Here is a 16335-nt window from a genome sequence, read left to right on the forward strand (position 1 = left end):
CCTCCCAGCACCACCCCCACCACCAACGCGACCAGCCGGTACTCCGAATCCGGCCGCGGCTCCTTCGCGGCGCGCGCCTTCCATTTGCCGGACTCGCGAGACCGCTCCGCCAACAGTTGCTCCAGCTCCTGGACCTTGCGCCGCGCGGCCACGAGTTCCACCTGCGTGCGTTCGAGCTCGCTCCGGACTTCCGAACCGGAGCGGGCTCCCCCTCCCTCGACGCGTTCCACGTGCCGCACCTCCGGCCTCGAGCCTAACGCAAGTCCCGCCGCCGCCGGAGCCCCCTACCGCGGCGCGGGCCGGAACCACGTGGGCTCGGCGCGGACCGTCGTGCCGCCCGTGAACATGCCCCCGGTGAAGAAGGCGTCCTCGAAGAAGTGGTACGGGTGCACGAGCTCCGGGCGGCTGACGGCCTCCAGCCGCGCGGCCAACTCGGGGGGCAGCTGCACGTCGAGCGCGTGCAGGTTCGCCTCCAGCTGCTCCAGCCGCGTCGCGCCGATGAGGGTGGACGCCACGCCAGGCCGGCGCGTCACCCACGCGAGCGCCACCTGCGCCGGGGACCGGTCCAGCTCCGCCGCCACCTCGCGCAGCGCGTCCACGATGGCCCAGTTGCGCTCGGTGAAGAGCTTCTCGAAGCCCGGGTTGCCGCCGCCTTGGATGGACGGCAGCCGTCCCTCGCCCTTCGCCTGCGTGCCCTCGCGGGTGTACTTGCCGGACAGGAGTCCCGACGCCAGCGGGCTCCAGGGCGTGATGGACGCGCCCAGCGCCAGCGCCGCCGGGATGTGCTCGCGCTCGATGTTGCGCTCCACCAACGAGTACTCCAGCTGCAGCGCGGCGACGCGCTCCCAGCCCTCCTGCTCCGCCAGCGACTGCGCGCGGGTGAAGTACCAGGCCGGCACGTCCGACAGGCCGATGTAGCGGACCTTGCCCTCGCGCACGAGCCCGTCGAGCGTGCGCATCACCTCGTCCACCGGCGTCACGCCGTCCCACGCATGCAGCCAGTACAGGTCCACGTAGTCCGTCTTCAGCCGCCGCAGCGAACCCTCCAGCGCGCGGCGGATGTTCTTGCGGCCGTTGCCGCCCGCGTTCGGGTCCCCGGGCGACGTGTTGACGGTGAACTTCGTCGCGATGACCGCGCGGTCACGGCCACCTGCCTGCGCGAAATAGTCCCCGAGGATGGCCTCGCTGGAGCCGCCCGTGTAGCCGTCCGCCGTGTCCAGGAAGTTGCCCCCGGCCTCCAGGTAGCGCGCGAGGATGCGGTGGGCGGTGTCCCTGGGGCTGCCCCAGCCCCACTCCGTGCCGAAGGTCATGGTGCCCAGGCACAGCGGGCTCACCCGCAGGCCACTGCGCCCCAGCAGGTGGTACTGCGCCAGCGAATCAATGCGTCCGGTCGTCGTCATGGAAAGGCTCCGGGGTTGGATGCCCTCAAGGTGCCGCCCGGAAGCCGCGGGATGAAGACGCGGAAGTTGCACGGACTGTTTAGACTTTCTTCGAAATGGCCCTGACGCCCCTCAACGCCCTGACCGTGTTCGTCACCGTCGCCCGCCGGCGCAGCTTCACCCAGGCCGCGAAGGAGCTGGGCGTGTCCTCGTCCGCGGTGAGCCAGGCGGTGCGCCAGCTGGAAGCGAAGCTGGGGCAGGCGCTGCTCGCGCGAACCACGCGCAGCGTGTCCCTCACCGACGCCGGACAGCGGCTGCTGGACGAAGCCGCGCCGGGGCTCCAGTCCGCGCTCGCGGCGCTCGAGCACCTGGCCGCCGGGGACACCCAGGAGGTGACGGGCTCGCTGAACCTGTCGGTGCCCGCGTTCTCCGTGCCGATCGTGGTGGAGCCGGTGCTCCCGCGCTACCTCGCGGCCCACCCGCACGTGCGCGTGAACGTGTCCGTGCAGGACCGGTTCGTGGACATCGTGAAGGAGGGCTACGACGCGGGCGTCCGGCTCACGGAGTCCGTGCAGCGCGACATGGTCCAGGTGCGCCTCACGCCCGCCTTCCGCTTCCTCGTCCTGGGGACGCCCGCGTACTTCGAACGGCACGGGACGCCCCGGCATCCCCGGGACCTGGCGAACCACGCGTGTCTGGGCTACCGCACGCCGTCCACGGGGCTGCCCTACCACTGGGAGTTCGAACAGGGCGCGAAGGAGCTCACCGTGCCGGTGAAGGGTCCGCTCACGTCGGACAACTCCTCGCTGCTCCTGAACATGGCCTGCGAGGGCCTGGGACTCGCCTACATCGCGGAGCTCCAGGCGGCGCCAGCGTTGCGCTCCGGCACGCTGCGGCCCGTACTGGAGGACTGGGCACCTCTCGTGCCCGGCCTCTTCCTGTACTTCCCCCACCGGGCGCGGGCCTCCCGCCCCTTGAGGGCCTTCATGGAGCTGGCGCGGGAGTTCCTCCCCCGCCGCTGAAACAGACGCGGCTGCTCGACTCCCGCGCGGGCAGGCGGGCATGCTTCACGCCGCCGACTCCCCTGCCCGTAGACTGTTATGGCGGGAGACGGGCCGGTCCCACACCGAAAGGACAGGAACATGGCGCAGCACGGACAGCGTGTTGGTCTCTTCATGGCGCTCACGATGGCGGTGGCCCTCCTGGGCGCCCCCGCCCACGCGGAGGACGCGGGGACGAAGCCCAAGCCCTCCGCCACCGCGAAGCCGGACGCGGGGGTCGAAGGCAAGGACGCGGGCACGGCCGCCAAACCGGAGAAGGACGCCACCGCGCCCCAGGGCGCCGGCCGCTGCACGGGCAAGGCGAACTTCTGTGGTGTCTTCTCCCAGGTGTACTGCAGCAGCCAGCCTGGATGTGCCTACATGTTCGGGTCCAACATGTGCGGCGGCGTGGCCATCGCCTGCGAGAAGGCCACCAACGAAGCGTTCTGCAAGAAGATCAAGGGCTGCTCCTGGAAGTAATCCCCCGCCGTCCCCGGGGCCTCCATGCCGAAGCGCGAATTCGACGAGGGCTATGACGTCTCGACCCTCGCCCACATCTCCATCCTGTTCATCCCCTTCGACGCCGCGAAGAAGTTCTACAAGGCCAACACCTCCAAGGGGGTGAAGGGGCTGAGCGCGTCGTTCGATGACAGCGGGGCGCGGGTGGACGGCGCGAACCTGGCGAACCCGCTCGTGCCCGGCATGGCCTCCAGCGCCTTCCTGCCGGGGCCGGACATCGCCACGAAGCTCGCGGACATCGTGCGGCAGGAGTGCGACCTCATCCGCAACATGCACAACCCCGACTCCGACCATGACGACAACTACCAGTCATGGTTGGCGAGCCACGGGCCCCACGTGGACACGTCCCAGTGGAGCGACCGGCGCAAGAACCGCATCGAGCGGAACCTGCGGGGCTACAAGCACTACCCCGTCTTCATCTTCCTGTCGGAGAACCCCACGGGCTCGCCCTTCCCGGACCGCATCGACGTCTCCGGGCTGGGCATGTCCTACGTGCGCAAGCACCTCATCGACAGCTCGACGGTCAAGGGCATCAAGCACGTCAACGAGATTGCCCTCTACCTGCGGGAGGACATCGACACGCAGCTGGCCAACCCGAAGGACGACGACTTCTACCTGGAGGCCAGCACCCTCACGCGCAAGACGGCGTCCATCCAGGCGAAGCTGAAGGCCAAGGACGAGTACATCCTCAAGGTGACGCTCGGGAAGCGGTATGGCCAATCCCTGACGGTGGCCGGGGTGCACCTGCGCGCGTCGCTGACCGGCTCCAACCCGCATGAGCGGCAGGTGGAGCGCAACGCGCTGCAGGCCTTCTGCGTGTCCGAGGGCATCCAGGTGATGGTGGGGGACTTCAACATGGACCTGCAGGAGACGACCCAGGGCAGCCGGGGCGTCTTCTTCGACGGCCGGCCGGAGACGCAGCCCACGTACATGCTGGCCCACAAGAGCAGCGAGGCCATCCCGCGCTTCCAGCAGCAGTATTCGAACTCCGCCGGCAACGCCCACTACATGGGCTACTACCAGGCGGACACGGAGCACCTGGAGCTCGCCGGTCCCGGCATGTACGGGCTGATGGGCGCCAGCGGCTCCAGGCACCTGCACGCCGAGGGCAAGTACTACTCGGACCATCCCTCCATCTACCTGCAGGTGAAGTCCACGCGCCTGTCCGAAGAGGCGCGCAACAAGATCCTCCACCGGAAGATTTTGCGCATCGTGCGGCCCATGAAGTAGGGCCCGCGCTGCGTCAGTAGTAGTACGGCGCCCGGCGCGCCCACTCCGTCTTGCCGTAGTGCTTGTGGAGATACGCGAAGGCCTTCTTCACCTCCGCGGTGTCGTGGGCGCAGCCCTTCTTGCTGGAGCGGACCGCGCGGAACAGCGCGATGGGCGAGCGCGGGTCGGCCGGGTGCGCCTTCGCCCAGTCCAGCGCCACGCGGGAGAAGAAGGAAACAGAGGGGCCCGCCGCGTTGAGGGCCTTCCACTCCGCGGCGGCGTCCGAGCGCTCCTCCGGGCTCGCGAACGGCAGCGGCGTCTTCAGTGGGTCCTCCAGGTCCTTTGTCCCCGGCACGCACCATCCGTTCCGGTACCAGGTCACGTCCTCCGTCAGGTCGAGCTCGGGGGAGAGGGTCGCCAGCCGGTCCCGGTTGGGCTCCAGCCTCGCGGAGACGGCCGGCAACCCCATGACCAGCAGCCGCGCGTCGAAGAGGCGCTCCTCCACCGTGGGCCGTCCCAGGATGGCCAGCAGCTCCGCGCGCGCCTTGGGTTCGGCTTCCGCGAGCGTGGCCGCCTGGGCCTTGAGCGTCGCGTCGTCCCCCACCACGGCGGCGCGGGCGAACACGGCCCAGGACAGCTGCCGGCGCAATTCGGGGTTCACCCCGGGCAGCGCGGCCCACTCGCGCAGCCGGCGCGTGGGGAGGTGGGATTCCAGGAAGTACGCCCGCGCGGGGCTGAGCCCCTGGGACGCGAGCTCAGGCGCCTGGGAGCTCCAGTCCTGATGGAGGCCGGTGCCGTCCTCGTCCACGACGAACTGGGCCGCGTTGCGCAGCGCCTCGTCCCAGCTGCTCGCCAGGTGCAGCCGCTCCTCCCGCAGCAGGTTGTCCGACGAGGGCAGGTCGCGCACCAGCACCACGGGGATGGCGTCCAGCCGCGCCCGGGCCTCCGTCAGCTGTCCCCGCTCCCGCAGCAGCTGCACGGAGCGCCACGCGAGCGTCAGGCCCGCGGAGGACTCCACCGGCACCTTCTGTGCGTCCGCGAGCAGCCCGGGCACCTCCGGTGCGTCCGCGCGGGCCGTCAGCAGCGCGAACAGGAGCCAGGGCACGTGCGCGGTCTTCTTCCAGCGGGCCACCGCCGTGGCGAAGGTCTTCGCCGACTCCGGCGTCTCCTGTCCGTTCTGCCGGCGGGGGGCGAGCGTCATCTGATGGAGCCAGTCGAAGAGCTCCGCCGCGCGTGGCTTCAGCCCCGGGCAGGTGATGTCCTTGCCGTCCGCGCCGCGCCCCACCGCGATGCCGGCCAGCGCCGACTCCAGCCCGGAGCCCGTTCCCTTCTCCAGCACCTGGGAGAACAGCTCGCACTGCCAGGTCTCCGGCGACAGGCGCCAGCGCACGACGGACAGCAGGCGTCGCGCGGGGCCGTGCACCTCGCGCAGCTTCGGATCCGCGAGCACCTTCTGGAGAGCTTCGTCCGCCTGCTTGAAGCGCGCCTCCACCTGGGCCGCGTCCACCTTCGGCGGGTCGTCCGGCCAGTCCGGCAGCGAGAACAGCGCCTGCCGCACGCGGGTGCGCGCCACGAGGTACGCGGCGAGCGGCCGGGAGGAGAACTCCGCGTTGTCAGCCAGTGCCTGGAAGCCCGCCGCCGCCTCGTCGTAGGACCCGCAGTACAGGTTCATGGCCGCGGTCTGGTAGTCGCGCTCCACCTGGCGGCGGGCCTTCTCGCGGGGCGTCAGCCCCTCCTCGATGCCGGGCGTCGGGTCGTACGGCTGGCAGCCTCCGTTGAAGACGTTGTCCTGGTTGTCCCGCCATTCCTTCAGCAGGGCCGGGCGCCGCTTCCACTCCTTCGCGAGCGCGCGGGCCGTGACCGCGGCGTGCAGGAAGGCGTCGCCGTGGATGCGCGAGTAGCTGGTGTGGCCCGCCTCCCCCGTGAGGTCCAGCTGGGGGTTCTCCTCCCCGGCGGAGGGCACCACCTCCCGCCGGACGGCGAGCCACTGCTCGCTGGCCCAGCTCGCATCGGGACCGTAGCGGGACACCGACACCCGCCACCCATCCACCAGGTGCTTCTGCTCCTCCGCCGTGGTGGGGATGCCCATCATCGAGCGCCAGGCGAAGGCGAGGTAGCGCGGCCTGAACGTGTCTCGGACGATGCCCAGACGTCCCGCGACGAAGGCATCGAAGGGCCGGTCTGGATTCGAACGGACCTCGAAGAGAGGGTCCGGAGGGAAGTCGGGCCCGCAGGCCTCCGCGATGACGGGAGGCAGCAGGACCGCGAGGCCCACGAGCCCCAGGACTGTTCTTGCGTTCTTCATGGTCGGAGCTCCGCCACGGCACGAGCGAACGCGTCGGGCGTCCACGGCCGGGGGTTGAAGAGGTAGAGGGTCGAGACGCCGGGAGGCACGGGCTGCCACTCGTCCACGGCCAGCCCCATGCTGCCGGAGCACGGGCGGGGCAGGCCGCGCGCGAACCGTGCACGCCAGACCGGGGCATCCGGCCCCATGCGGAAGAGCTGCGGCACCACTTCATCCACGGGCGCCCGGGCAATCCAACCGCCGGGCACGCACCACGAAGCGAGCCCGGTGATGGACAACGGCATCCCCGGAGGCAGGCGCGCGCGCAACCGCTGGAGCAGGTCGACGTAGGCGTCGTATTCCGACGCGCGGGCATCGAAGTCGAGCTGCAGCGCCGTCACGTCATGATGGCGGCGAGCGAGCCCGTCCAGGCGCTGGGCCAGCGCCTCCAGGCGTTCGGAGTTGAAGCGCGCGAGCGAGCTCCCCGCAAGCATCTGCAACCGCACGGTGGCCTTCAGCGCCATGCCGGGAGGAACGCGAAGCGGCTGCCGGCGGGGCAGCACGTGGACGTCCGCGTCGGTGAGGTCGAGCGTCGCGAGCAGGAAGGCGACGTCGGCCGCGCGGCCTTCCAGGAAGCGCAGGTCCTCCGGCCGCTCCCAGGCCCAGAGGATCAGTCGGGGCATCACCGGCGGGGCCACGGACAGCGGCAGGCACAGCACCGCGAGGACGACGGTGGCCAGCAAGCCGCGCCGCGGGCCGGGAGCCACGGGCGGATGGACATGTTCGGAGCGCATCGTGGGCAGGAAGCCACGGCCGGGCACCCTGCCCCGCCGCCGTGGCTTCATTTAGCAACCCGCGCGCCAGCCACATCAAGGGCACGGCACACCCGGGTGCTCCAGGACTACCCTGGAAGCCATGGACAGTGCGTCCGCCACCATGTTGAGCTTGAGGCAAAGGCATACATCTCCCGCCCGCCCCGAGACGCCTGGCCCATGTCCTTCTTCGAAGTGCTCTCACCGGTTCCACGGAAGATGGACATGGGGGGCGACCTCCCGCTGCGCTTCGAAACCCGTCCGCTTGCCGGACAGGTCGTGTGGCCACTGCTGGGGTTCGTGCTGCTGTGCGTGATCCCCGTCGCCTACGCGGTGGACCAGGACCTGTCGCTCGCCCAGCTGCGGGAGGAGTGGATGCTGCCGCTGGTGGCGGTCCTGGGCCTGTTCGTGAGCGGGGCACTCATCGTGCGCTGCCTGACGACCCGACTGGAGGTGGTGGTGACGGCCTCGGAGGTGTCACTGCACGGCGCCGGGGCCCTGAGCGCCTTCACCTGGAGCGAGCCCCTGGCCCACTACGTCAGCCTCGACTGCGAGCGGCGCCACCACCCGGACTGGATTGGCGCACAGGACGAATACGGCATCGCGCTGACGCACCGGAAGGACCCCGAGCGCAACGTCGTGGTGCACTGGGGCCGCGATGCCCGGCGCTTCGAGGACCGGCTCGCACGCTACGCCCAGCTCCTCCGGCTCCCCATCCGCCAGGAACAGCGCGCGCCCATCGCACAGCCGCGAATCGCCCGGAGGTGACACACGGGGCGTTCGCTGACGCGTCGGATGTTTCCGACGTCTCTTGACGCGTCGGATATTTCCGACGTATCAATCCGGGCCATGCTCGAACCGGATGTCTTTTCGGCGCTCGCCAATCCGGTGCGCCGCGAAATCCTGATGCAGCTGCGCAAGGGGCCGCGCGCGGTGAACGACCTGGCGAGCGGCTTCGACCTGGGCCGTCCCGCCGTCTCCGAACACCTCCAGGTCCTGCGCAAGGCACGGCTGGTCCGCGAGGAGCCGCGCGGCCGCGAGCGCTACTACCACCTGGATCCGCGTCCGCTATCGGAGGTGGACGACTGGCTCAAGGCCTTCACGCACTACTGGAAGCAGCGGCTCGCCGCGCTCGGTGACGTGCTCGACGAAGAGGCAAGGAAATGAATCCCCCCGCCATCATCCAATTGGACCACGTGTATGCCCATCCGCCCTCCGCCGTGTGGAAGGCCCTGACGGACCCGGTGCTCCACGCGAAGTGGTGGGCCGCGGGGGACGTGCGGCCCATCGTGGGCCACCGCTTCACGCTCGACATGGGCGCCTGGGGTCAGCAGCCGTGCGAGGTGCTCGCCGTGGAGCCGGAGCGCCTGCTCCAGTACCTCTTCGCCACGGGCACGCTCGACACGACCATCACCTGGCGGCTCACGCCGGAGGGCACCGGGACGCGGCTCACCCTCACGCACGAGGGCTTCAACCTGGACTCGCCCATGGGCCGCCGCGCGCTGGAAGGAATGAAGCAGGGCTGGCCGGGGGTGCTCGCACGGCTCGGCACCGCGCTCGGAACCTGAGCGCGGGCCGGAGGGGCCGACTCAGCTCAGCGGGGGCTGCACACCGTGGCGCCTTCGTTCCAGATGGTGACGTTGCCCACCGGGGATACGGAGCAGAAGCCGCCGCAGCAGTCCTCGCTGGAGCGGCACTGCGAGCCCAGCGGCCGGCAGGTGAAGTGCGGCGGCGTGCTCAGCGCGGTGGTGACCGTCTGCCACGGGATGCCCGGGCCGGTCCATGACAGCTGCGCGTGCGCGTTGCCGTAGCCCTCGAAGAACTCCATCACCAGGGCACGCGGGCTGTTGGCGGTGAGGGACACGGCGACGTCGTGCGTCTGCCCTCCCTCCGCCTCCATCCAGTTGTCCACGAGCAGCACGCCATCCAGCCACAGGCGCACGCCGTCCTCCGTGCCGGTGCGCAGCGTGTACGTGCCGGTGGTGGGCGCCGTCAGCGTGGCGGACCAGCGCGCGGACCACCTGTCCGAGGGCACGCCGGACGCAGGGGAGGACGCGCCCCAGTACGTCCCCAGGAACGCCTCGCGCCTCACGGCGGCGCGGGTGTAGAGGAACTCGGAGGTGAAGTACTCGGCCTTGAGCCCGGGCTGTCCTTCCGCCACCTCCGGCGCGCAGACGGCGTCCCCTTCGTTCCAGATGGTGACGTTGCCCACGGGGAACACGCTGCACCCGCCGGAGCGGCACTGCGCGTCCGCGGTGCAGTGGGCCCCCAGGGGACGCGGCAGGGGCAGCGCCGCCGTCTCCAGCCGGGACACGGGCACCGTCTGCCAGGGCTGGCTCGGGCTCTGCCACTGGAGCAGCAGCGAGGCCGCGGCCTCCGCGTCGAAGAACTCCAGCACCACGCTGGCAGGGATGTCCTGCGACAGGGCGATGCTCCCGGAGCGCTGCTCCACGGCGTGCTCGAACCAGTCATCCACCAGCAGCTGGCCGTTCACCCACAGCCGCACGCCGCCGCTGGCGGAGGTGCGGAACGTGTACGTCTGCGTGAAGGCGGGCGTGACGTAACCCTCGATGCGCATGCCGAAGAAGTCCGCCGGGATGCCGGCCACCGGCGCCCCCGTGCCGTAGGACACGTTCACCGTGGACAGGTGGCGCAGCACCGGCACGCCCTGCATCCGGAGGTTGGGGAAGAAGCGCGCCACCACGCCGGGCTCGCTGCTGACGTACTGGATGATGGTCACGTACTGCGCGTTGGTGCCCTGCGCTGGAGCCGCCATGCCGCCGCCCAGCACCAGCGTCCCCGCGGGCACGGACTTCACGTACACCCGCATGGGCGTGGAGGCATTGGACGTGGTGGCGGAAGGGTCGTTGGTGGCGAGCACCTCGTCGGTGAGCGCCCAGGTGCCGTCCGCGAGCCACGCGGGCAGCACCGTGTTGCGCCGGTCCATGGCCACGTAGACCGTGGCGGCGGAACTCAGGCCCAGCCGCACCTGGGACGTGCCGGCGTAGAGCTTGTCGTCGTTGGCCGCCTGGAGCAGCACGCCGCCCTGGAGCCGGGAGGACAGGCCGGTGAGCGTGTACGCCCGGTCGACGTAGAGCTGCGCGCCGACCTGCGCGGTGGCGAAGGCATAGGGCCGGCCCGTGCCCACCGCTTCCAGGGTGACGAGCCCGTTGGCGGAGGTGAGCCCCTGGGTGCGTGTGGCGGTGGGGACGGGCTCGGGCTCGGGAGCAGGGCCACAGGCCAGCAGGCTGGCGAGCACCAGGAGCGGTGAGAGGAAGGAACGACGCATCAGGAAGGCCTCCGGGAAAAGGGGCCGGCAGCCTGTGCGTCCGGGTCCAGCAAGGGAAGGACGCGGGAGGCGGGATCATCTGATTCCGGGGAATCACCAGGCGTGCGGGCCCGCGCCTCCAGGCACATGGACGTCAGGGGACATGACAGGTAGAAGGCCGCCGTCAGGAGACTGTCCCTTGAAGAAGACCCCCCTCATCACCGAAATCTCGAAGGAGTTCACCTTCGAAGCCGCGCACCGCCTGCCCAACGTTCCGGAAGGGCACAAGTGCTCGCGCGTGCACGGCCACAGCTACCGCATCGAAATCACCCTGCGTGGCCCGGTGCACCCGCAGTTCGGATGGATCGTCGACTTCGCGGAGCTGAACGCCGCCTGGCAGCCGCTCCACGCTCAGCTGGACCACCGGCTGCTCAATGACGTCCCCGGCCTGGAGAACCCCACGAGCGAGCTGCTGGCCGCGTGGCTCTTCGAGCGCGTGAACGTGCCCGGCACCACGGTGGCGCGCATCCGCGTCGCGGAGACCTGCACGTCCTCGTGCACCGTCTACGCCGCGGAAGGCTGAAAGCCGCTTCAGCGCTCAGCGCTCTATCTGTCCCAGGTTGGCGTGGATGACCGCGCCATTCAGGACCGGGGTGGTGGCGCAGGTGTAGAGCACGCCGGCGATCTCCTCCGGCGTGATGAGCCGCCCGAACGTGGTCATCCCCGCCACGCTCGCCCGGACGGCGGGGTCCGCGCCCAGGTGCTCGCGGAGCATCTCCGTGTCCGTGAAGCCCGGGCAGACGCAGGCGGTGTGGACCTGCGTCCCCGCCAGGTCCTGGCAGGTGGCCCGCATCATCCCGATGAGCGCGTGCTTGGTCGTCACATAGGACGCCACGCCCTTCACGGCCTTCTCCCCCAGCGTGGAAGACACGTAGAGCAGCGACGAGCCGTCCGTGAGCAGCGGCCGCGCCAGGCGGTTGAGCACCAGCGGGGCCACGACGTTGACCTCCAGCACCCGGCGCAGGTGGTCCGCGTCCATGCTCAGCGCGTCGTCGTGCTCGTAGAGGGCGGCGTTGTGCACGACGCACAGGCGGCCCGGGCCCTGGCTTGCGCCATCGCGCAGCGCGGCTTCGACCGCGGGCTCCCAGCCCGGCTCGGCCAGGTCCACCCGCACGTTGACGACGTCCGGCACGGGGCACGGGCCGCGCGACACGTTGATGACGCGCCAGCCCTCCTTGCGGAAGCGCTCCGCCGCAGCCCGGCCAATGCCCCGGCTGGCGCCGGTGATGAGGACCTGATCAGACATCGCGCTTCCACTCCCAGGAGGCCCACTGGCCGGGGCCCGAGGCACACTTCACCACCAACTGCGTGACGTGGTCGCGCGCCATGCCGCTGCCATCGCCCACCAGCTCCTCGCCGAAGACGCGCGCCAGTTCTTCCAGCGACACGTTGGACACCGGAAGCACCGTGACGTCGCGCGCGAGGAAGCGCAGCTCCTCCCCGTTGAAGTGCGCCACGTGATTGCCCTGCGCGTCCCGCTCCAGCCGCAGGTGCGGGGAGTGGGCCGGCAGGAAGAACGTCTCGTTCCAGGCCTTGCAGCGGGCGATGATGGCCTGCTTGAGCGGACCGTAGTCCGAAAGCAGCCCTTCGTCGGACACCTCCCCCGTCAGCGCGACGTAGACGGAGAAGTTGTGCCCATGCAGGTTCTCGCGGTGCGTGGCGGAGAAGATGGTGAAGTGCCCCGCGGAGAACTTCATCTCTTCTTTGTGGAGCTCGAGGGTCGTGGTGCGCGGCGCCATGGGATGGCCCCAGGCTTAGCACCAGGGGCCAAGGCCGGACTAGAAGAGGAAGTCCGTGGTGAGGAAATCCGACGCTCTGCGGGTCAGGATGGATTGGACGAGCGCCGTGTTGTCCGCCGTCGTCTTCGTGGCCACCAGCGTGCGGATGGAGAACACCCGCAGCGCGTCCGCCACGGACAGCGTCCCTTCCGCGGAGTCCTTGCGGCCGTTGAACGGGAACGTGTCCGGCCCGCGCTGGCACTGGCAGTTGAGGTTGATGCGGCCCACCTGGTTGGAGAACGCGTCGATGAACCGCCCGACGCGCGCCGGGTCCTTTCCGAACAGGCTGAGCTGCTGGCCGAAGTGCGACTCCACCACCAGCTGCACGGCCTCCGCATCGTCGTCGAAGACCATCACCGGCACCACCGGGCCGAACTGCTCCTCCGTCGCCAGCCGCATGTCCTTCGTCACCGGGTACACCACCGTGGGTGAGTAGAACGACCGCGACGCCTGCCCGCCCGTGGTGTTCACCACGCGGGCGCCCTTCCCCACCGCGTCGTCCACCAGCCCCTGGAGGTACGTCGCCTTGCCCGGCTCCGGCAGCGGCGTGACGGAGACGCCCGGGTCCCAGGGCATACCCGGCTTGAGCTTGTCCACGGCGGCGGTGAACTTCGCGAGGAACGCGTCCACGATGTTCCGGTGCACCACCAGCAACTTGAGCGCGGTGCATCGCTGGCCGTTGAAGGACAGCGTGCCGGTGATGCACTCCTTCACCGCGTTATCCAGGTCCGCGTCCTCCAGGATGATGGCCGGGTTCTTCGCGTCCAGGCCCAGCACGGACTTGAGGCGGTGCGGGCGCGGGTGCATGCGCTTGAGCTCGCTGGCGCCCTTGTTGGTGCCGATGAAGGCGAACAGGTCCACCTGCCCGCTCTCCATCAGCGCGCCCACCGTCTCCCGGCCGCGGCCGTAGATGATGTTGATGACGCCGGGCGGGAAGCAGTCCCGGAAGGCCTCCAGCAGCGGGCGCACCAGCAGCACGCCGAACTTCGCCGGCTTGAACACCACGGTGTTGCCCATCAGCAGCGCCGGGAAGAGCGTGCTGAAGGTTTCGTTGAGCGGGTAGTTGTACGGGCCCATGCACAGGGCCACGCCCATGGGCGCGCGGCGGATCTGCGCCATGATGCCCTGGTCCTGCACGAAGCGGGACGAGGTGCGGTCCAGCTCCTTCAGCGCGCGGATGGTCTCCACGATGAGGTCCACCGTGCGGTCGAACTCCTTCTCCGAGTCCGGCTGCGTCTTGCCAATCTCCCACATGAGCAGGTTCACCACCGCGGTGCGCTGGGCGCGCATGGCGGTGAGGAAGCGCTCCACGTGCTCGATGCGCTCGGCGACCTTGAGGGTGGGCCAGACGCCCCGGCCGGAGTCGTAGGCCTTCACCGCCGCCGCGAGCGCGTCCAGGGACTCGCGTGAGGTGAGCAGCGGCGTGGCGCCAATCACCTTCTGCTTCAGCCCTTCCGGGGTCTGGAGGAACACGGGGCTGGCCACCGGGTTGAGCTCACCGGCCCAGGTGCGCAGCTCGCCTCCCACCAGGTACTCGCGCTGCTCCAGGTACGCGGGCAGCCGCACGCCGGGGGGAATCTGCTCTTCAGAGGGAAAGAGGGAGTCGAGTGCCGTCATGGATGGCCTTTCTAATGGGACACCCCGTGCCCGGCACGATTTCCCGTCATGATGAAACCATGATGAGGAGACGAGCCCGCCGTGCGGTTCGATGCGGGGCGCATCTGGATGATGGCTCCACCCTGATGCGCGAGAGGTGGTCCATGCTGAAGTCCCTCCTGAGAAACGCACTGCCCCTGCTGTTGATGTCCGCGGAGCCCGTGCTGGCCCAGCCCGATGCGGGCACCGTGGGCAAGAGCGTCATCATCGGCACGGTGGTTGACGTCACCACCAAGCAGCCCCTGCAGGACGTGGTCATCACCGCGACCTCGCCGAGCCTGCAAGGCGACCAGACGGTCGTCACGGACGCCCACGGCAACTACCGCATCCCGGGGCTTCCCGCAGGGACCTACACCGTGCGGTTCGAAAAGGAGGCGCTCAAGCCTTTCGCCCGCCCTGGCGTCCGGTTGCTGGCCAACCGCACCATCCGGCTGAACGTGGAGATGGTCCCCGACCCCTTCATTTCGACGACGCTCGTTGGCGGCCCGCCCACCATCGACGTGGGTTCTTCCAACCAGGGCGTCAACGTGGACCAGGAGTTCATCAAGCGCATCGCGGTGGCGCGCCCGGTGGGCAAGGGTGAAGCGACGCGCTCCATGGAGAACCTGAGGAACTCCGCGCCGTCGAGCACCTCCGATTCCTACGGGGTCGGCATCGGTACGTCCGCGCCGGAAGGGGGCTACGTCATTGATGGATTGAGCGTGGACGTGCCCCCTGGCTCCGGTGACCCCTACAGCAAGAACGACCGCGCGCGCGCCCCGGCCTGGGCCCTGCCCTACATGCACATCGTCGTCCCGGACGGCACGCCGCAGACGACGTACCGCGCGCCCCAGGCCTCGGCGGTCCCCACGCCGCAGCCCGCGCCGGAGCGCACCGTGGCCCCGCAGGGCCAGCGCTTCTTCGACATGTACTTCAAGGGCTACGGCGTGAACCCCACCGTGGACACCGAGGAGGAGCGCTTCTCCACCTTCTCCGTGGACACCGACACCGCGTCGTACACGCTGACGCGCGCCTACCTGGAGCGCGGCGCGCTGCCGGACGAGCAGGCCGTGCGCGTGGAGGAGTTCATCAACACGTTCGACTACGGCTACGCCAACGCGCCGGACGCGCCCTTCAGCGTGAACGTGGAGGGCTTCCCCTCCCCCGCGCGCAAGGGCTACCAGGTGGTGCACATCGGCGTGAAGGCGCGCGACGTGAGCCGCGCCCAGCGCAAGCCGGGACATCTCGTCTTCGTCATCGACGTGTCCGGCTCCATGAACATGGAGAACCGGCTGGGCTTGGTGAAGCGGTCGCTGCGGCTGCTGGTGGACGCGCTGGATGAGCGAGATTGGGTGTCCATCGTCGTCTACGGCAGCGAGGCGCGGCAGGTGCTCGCCCCCACCAACGCCACGGAGAAGGCTGACATCCTGAGCGCCATCGACAGCGTCCAGTCAGAGGGGTCCACCAACGCACAGGCCGGCATGGAGCTGGGCTACGCGCTGGCCGCGAGCCACCTGGTGAAGGGCGGTATCAACCGCGTCATCCTCTGCTCGGACGGCGTGGCGAACAACGGCATCACCCAGGCGGACGGCATCTGGGAGCGCGTGAAGGAGCGCGCGGCGGCGGGCATCACCCTGTCCACCGTGGGCTTCGGCATGGGCAACTACAACGACGTGCTGATGGAGCGGCTGGCTCAGGTGGGTGAAGGCAACTACTCCTATGTGGACAAGCTGGAGGAGGCCCGCCGCATCTTCGTGCAGAACCTCACCGGCACGCTCCAGGTGGTGGCCAAGGACGTGAAGCTCCAGGTGGAGTTCGACCGCAAGACGGTCTCCCGCTACCGCCTCATCGGCTACGAGAACCGGCTGCTCACCAAGCAGCAGTTCAACGACGACCGCGTGGACGCGGGTGAAGTGGGCGCGGGCCACGCCGTCACCGCCCTCTACGAGGTGAAGCTGCGCGACCCGGAGCAGTCCCACTTCGGCACGCTGCGCATCCGCTACAAGGCCCCGGAGGGCGGCAGCTCGCGCCTCATCGAGAAGGCGATGCCCGTGACGCTCCTGCGCCCGGCCTTCGAGAAGGCCGCCTCCCCCACCCGCCTGTCCTACGTCGCCGCGGCCTTCGCGGAGAAGCTGCGCGGCTCCTACTGGGCGCGCCCGCTCACCTACGACGCGCTCGTGTCGCTGTGGGAGGAGCTGGGCACGCCGCTGAAGAGCCGCCAGGACGTGGTGGAGCTGGGTGAGCTCATCCGGCTGGCGAAGAAGCTGGACCGCCGCGAGGACCGCTTCGAGTCCATCTCCCCGGTGCGCACCATGGACGCCGACCGCGTCCCCACCATCAAGTAAGGCCCA

16 protein-coding genes are annotated in these 16335 nt (G+C 69.9%); 8 read left to right on the top strand and 8 right to left on the bottom strand.

Annotated features, from left to right (window positions below):
- Together D7W81_RS09310 and D7W81_RS09315 are read right to left on the bottom strand one after the other, a co-directional pair.
- On the bottom strand, positions 1-230 hold a 230-nt coding region (locus D7W81_RS09310; protein ID WP_147445401.1), incomplete at its 3' end, for a hypothetical protein.
- Positions 231-284: 54 nt separating this feature from the next.
- Positions 285-1400: an aldo/keto reductase gene (locus tag D7W81_RS09315; protein ID WP_120554985.1), complete on the bottom strand. Its 1116-nt coding sequence runs from the start codon at positions 1398-1400 to the stop codon at positions 285-287.
- Between the two features lie 95 nt (positions 1401-1495).
- On the opposite strand from D7W81_RS09315, the gene D7W81_RS09320 reads away from it, so the two are divergent.
- The 3 genes from D7W81_RS09320 to D7W81_RS09330 all read left to right on the top strand — a co-directional run bounded on the left by D7W81_RS09320 (position 1496) and on the right by D7W81_RS09330 (position 4168).
- Positions 1496-2401, top strand: a complete 906-nt coding sequence (locus tag D7W81_RS09320) for a LysR family transcriptional regulator (RefSeq protein WP_120554986.1) — start codon at positions 1496-1498, stop codon at positions 2399-2401.
- A 120-nt stretch (positions 2402-2521) separates the two neighbouring features.
- Positions 2522-2899 carry a hypothetical protein gene (locus tag D7W81_RS09325; protein ID WP_147445402.1) on the top strand — a complete coding sequence of 126 codons (378 nt, stop codon included), beginning with the start codon at positions 2522-2524 and terminating at the stop codon, positions 2897-2899.
- Between the two features lie 24 nt (positions 2900-2923).
- Entirely contained in the window at positions 2924-4168 is a 1245-nt protein-coding gene (locus D7W81_RS09330) for a hypothetical protein (protein WP_120554988.1), read from the top strand.
- 13 nt (positions 4169-4181) lie between these two features.
- Here the strand turns inward: D7W81_RS09330 and D7W81_RS09335 are convergent, their stop codons facing one another.
- Together D7W81_RS09335 and D7W81_RS09340 are read right to left on the bottom strand one after the other, a co-directional pair.
- Positions 4182-6452 (bottom strand): hypothetical protein, encoded by a 2271-nt coding sequence (locus D7W81_RS09335; RefSeq protein ID WP_120554989.1) that lies wholly within the window; start codon positions 6450-6452, stop codon positions 4182-4184.
- Positions 6449-7225, bottom strand: a complete 777-nt coding sequence (locus tag D7W81_RS09340) for a DUF3142 domain-containing protein (RefSeq protein WP_120555019.1) — start codon at positions 7223-7225, stop codon at positions 6449-6451. Before D7W81_RS09340 ends, D7W81_RS09335 begins: the two co-directional genes overlap by 4 nt.
- 198 nt (positions 7226-7423) lie before the next feature.
- Between D7W81_RS09340 and D7W81_RS09345 the strand changes: the two genes are divergently transcribed.
- The 3 genes from D7W81_RS09345 to D7W81_RS09355 all read left to right on the top strand — a co-directional run bounded on the left by D7W81_RS09345 (position 7424) and on the right by D7W81_RS09355 (position 8811).
- Complete coding sequence (locus D7W81_RS09345; protein WP_120554990.1) at positions 7424-8011, top strand: hypothetical protein; 588 nt, start codon at positions 7424-7426, stop codon at positions 8009-8011.
- An 81-nt stretch (positions 8012-8092) separates the two neighbouring features.
- A complete protein-coding gene (locus tag D7W81_RS09350) occupies positions 8093-8410 on the top strand; it encodes an ArsR/SmtB family transcription factor (RefSeq protein WP_120554991.1) in 318 nt (105 codons plus the stop codon).
- Positions 8407-8811, top strand: coding sequence for an SRPBCC family protein (locus D7W81_RS09355; protein ID WP_120554992.1), 405 nt, complete (start codon positions 8407-8409; stop codon positions 8809-8811). Before D7W81_RS09350 ends, D7W81_RS09355 begins: the two co-directional genes overlap by 4 nt.
- A gap of 26 nt (positions 8812-8837) precedes the next feature.
- On the opposite strand, the gene D7W81_RS09360 is transcribed toward D7W81_RS09355, so the two are convergent.
- On the bottom strand, positions 8838-10532 hold the full coding sequence (locus tag D7W81_RS09360) for a PA14 domain-containing protein (protein WP_120554993.1): 1695 nt from the start codon (positions 10530-10532) through the stop codon (positions 8838-8840).
- A 142-nt stretch (positions 10533-10674) separates the two neighbouring features.
- On the opposite strand from D7W81_RS09360, the gene queD reads away from it, so the two are divergent.
- Positions 10675-11094, top strand: a complete 420-nt coding sequence (gene queD / locus D7W81_RS09365; protein ID WP_120554994.1) for a 6-carboxytetrahydropterin synthase QueD — start codon at positions 10675-10677, stop codon at positions 11092-11094.
- A 15-nt stretch (positions 11095-11109) separates the two neighbouring features.
- Here queD and D7W81_RS09370 read toward each other — a convergent pair whose 3' ends face one another.
- Genes D7W81_RS09370 through D7W81_RS09380 form a run of 3 tightly spaced genes read right to left on the bottom strand, consistent with a single transcriptional unit; the run spans position 11110 to position 13966 of the window.
- A complete protein-coding gene (locus tag D7W81_RS09370; protein WP_120554995.1) occupies positions 11110-11817 on the bottom strand; it encodes an SDR family NAD(P)-dependent oxidoreductase in 708 nt (235 codons plus the stop codon).
- A complete protein-coding gene (locus D7W81_RS09375; protein ID WP_120554996.1) occupies positions 11810-12310 on the bottom strand; it encodes a 6-pyruvoyl trahydropterin synthase family protein in 501 nt (166 codons plus the stop codon). Before D7W81_RS09375 ends, D7W81_RS09370 begins: the two co-directional genes overlap by 8 nt.
- Before the next feature lie 39 nt (positions 12311-12349).
- Positions 12350-13966: an NADP-dependent glyceraldehyde-3-phosphate dehydrogenase gene (locus tag D7W81_RS09380; protein ID WP_120554997.1), complete on the bottom strand. Its 1617-nt coding sequence runs from the start codon at positions 13964-13966 to the stop codon at positions 12350-12352.
- 143 nt (positions 13967-14109) lie between these two features.
- Between D7W81_RS09380 and D7W81_RS09385 the strand changes: the two genes are divergently transcribed.
- Entirely contained in the window at positions 14110-16329 is a 2220-nt protein-coding gene (locus D7W81_RS09385; RefSeq protein ID WP_244227088.1) for a YfbK domain-containing protein, read from the top strand.
- The last annotated feature ends 6 nt before the right edge of the window (positions 16330-16335 follow it).

The sequence above is a fragment of the Corallococcus aberystwythensis genome, from assembly GCF_003612165.1.
In the GTDB taxonomy this organism is placed as follows: domain Bacteria; phylum Myxococcota; class Myxococcia; order Myxococcales; family Myxococcaceae; genus Corallococcus; species Corallococcus aberystwythensis.

What these genes read in the sequence shown, in the direction of transcription:
- D7W81_RS09315 (WP_120554985.1), bottom strand. Translation starts at nt 1,400, where the DNA reads ATGACGACGACCGGACGCATTGATTCGCTGGCGCAGTACCACCTGCTG.
- D7W81_RS09320 (WP_120554986.1), top strand. Translation starts at nt 1,496, where the DNA reads ATGGCCCTGACGCCCCTCAACGCCCTGACCGTGTTCGTCACCGTCGCC.
- D7W81_RS09325 (WP_147445402.1), top strand. Translation starts at nt 2,522, where the DNA reads ATGGCGCAGCACGGACAGCGTGTTGGTCTCTTCATGGCGCTCACGATG.
- D7W81_RS09330 (WP_120554988.1), top strand. Translation starts at nt 2,924, where the DNA reads ATGCCGAAGCGCGAATTCGACGAGGGCTATGACGTCTCGACCCTCGCC.
- D7W81_RS09335 (WP_120554989.1), bottom strand. Translation starts at nt 6,452, where the DNA reads ATGAAGAACGCAAGAACAGTCCTGGGGCTCGTGGGCCTCGCGGTCCTG.
- D7W81_RS09340 (WP_120555019.1), bottom strand. Translation starts at nt 7,225, where the DNA reads ATGCGCTCCGAACATGTCCATCCGCCCGTGGCTCCCGGCCCGCGGCGC.
- D7W81_RS09345 (WP_120554990.1), top strand. Translation starts at nt 7,424, where the DNA reads ATGTCCTTCTTCGAAGTGCTCTCACCGGTTCCACGGAAGATGGACATG.
- D7W81_RS09350 (WP_120554991.1), top strand. Translation starts at nt 8,093, where the DNA reads ATGCTCGAACCGGATGTCTTTTCGGCGCTCGCCAATCCGGTGCGCCGC.
- D7W81_RS09355 (WP_120554992.1), top strand. Translation starts at nt 8,407, where the DNA reads ATGAATCCCCCCGCCATCATCCAATTGGACCACGTGTATGCCCATCCG.
- D7W81_RS09360 (WP_120554993.1), bottom strand. Translation starts at nt 10,532, where the DNA reads ATGCGTCGTTCCTTCCTCTCACCGCTCCTGGTGCTCGCCAGCCTGCTG.
- queD (WP_120554994.1), top strand. Translation starts at nt 10,675, where the DNA reads ATGACAGGTAGAAGGCCGCCGTCAGGAGACTGTCCCTTGAAGAAGACC.
- D7W81_RS09370 (WP_120554995.1), bottom strand. Translation starts at nt 11,817, where the DNA reads ATGTCTGATCAGGTCCTCATCACCGGCGCCAGCCGGGGCATTGGCCGG.
- D7W81_RS09375 (WP_120554996.1), bottom strand. Translation starts at nt 12,310, where the DNA reads ATGGCGCCGCGCACCACGACCCTCGAGCTCCACAAAGAAGAGATGAAG.
- D7W81_RS09380 (WP_120554997.1), bottom strand. Translation starts at nt 13,966, where the DNA reads ATGACGGCACTCGACTCCCTCTTTCCCTCTGAAGAGCAGATTCCCCCC.
- D7W81_RS09385 (WP_244227088.1), top strand. Translation starts at nt 14,110, where the DNA reads ATGCTGAAGTCCCTCCTGAGAAACGCACTGCCCCTGCTGTTGATGTCC.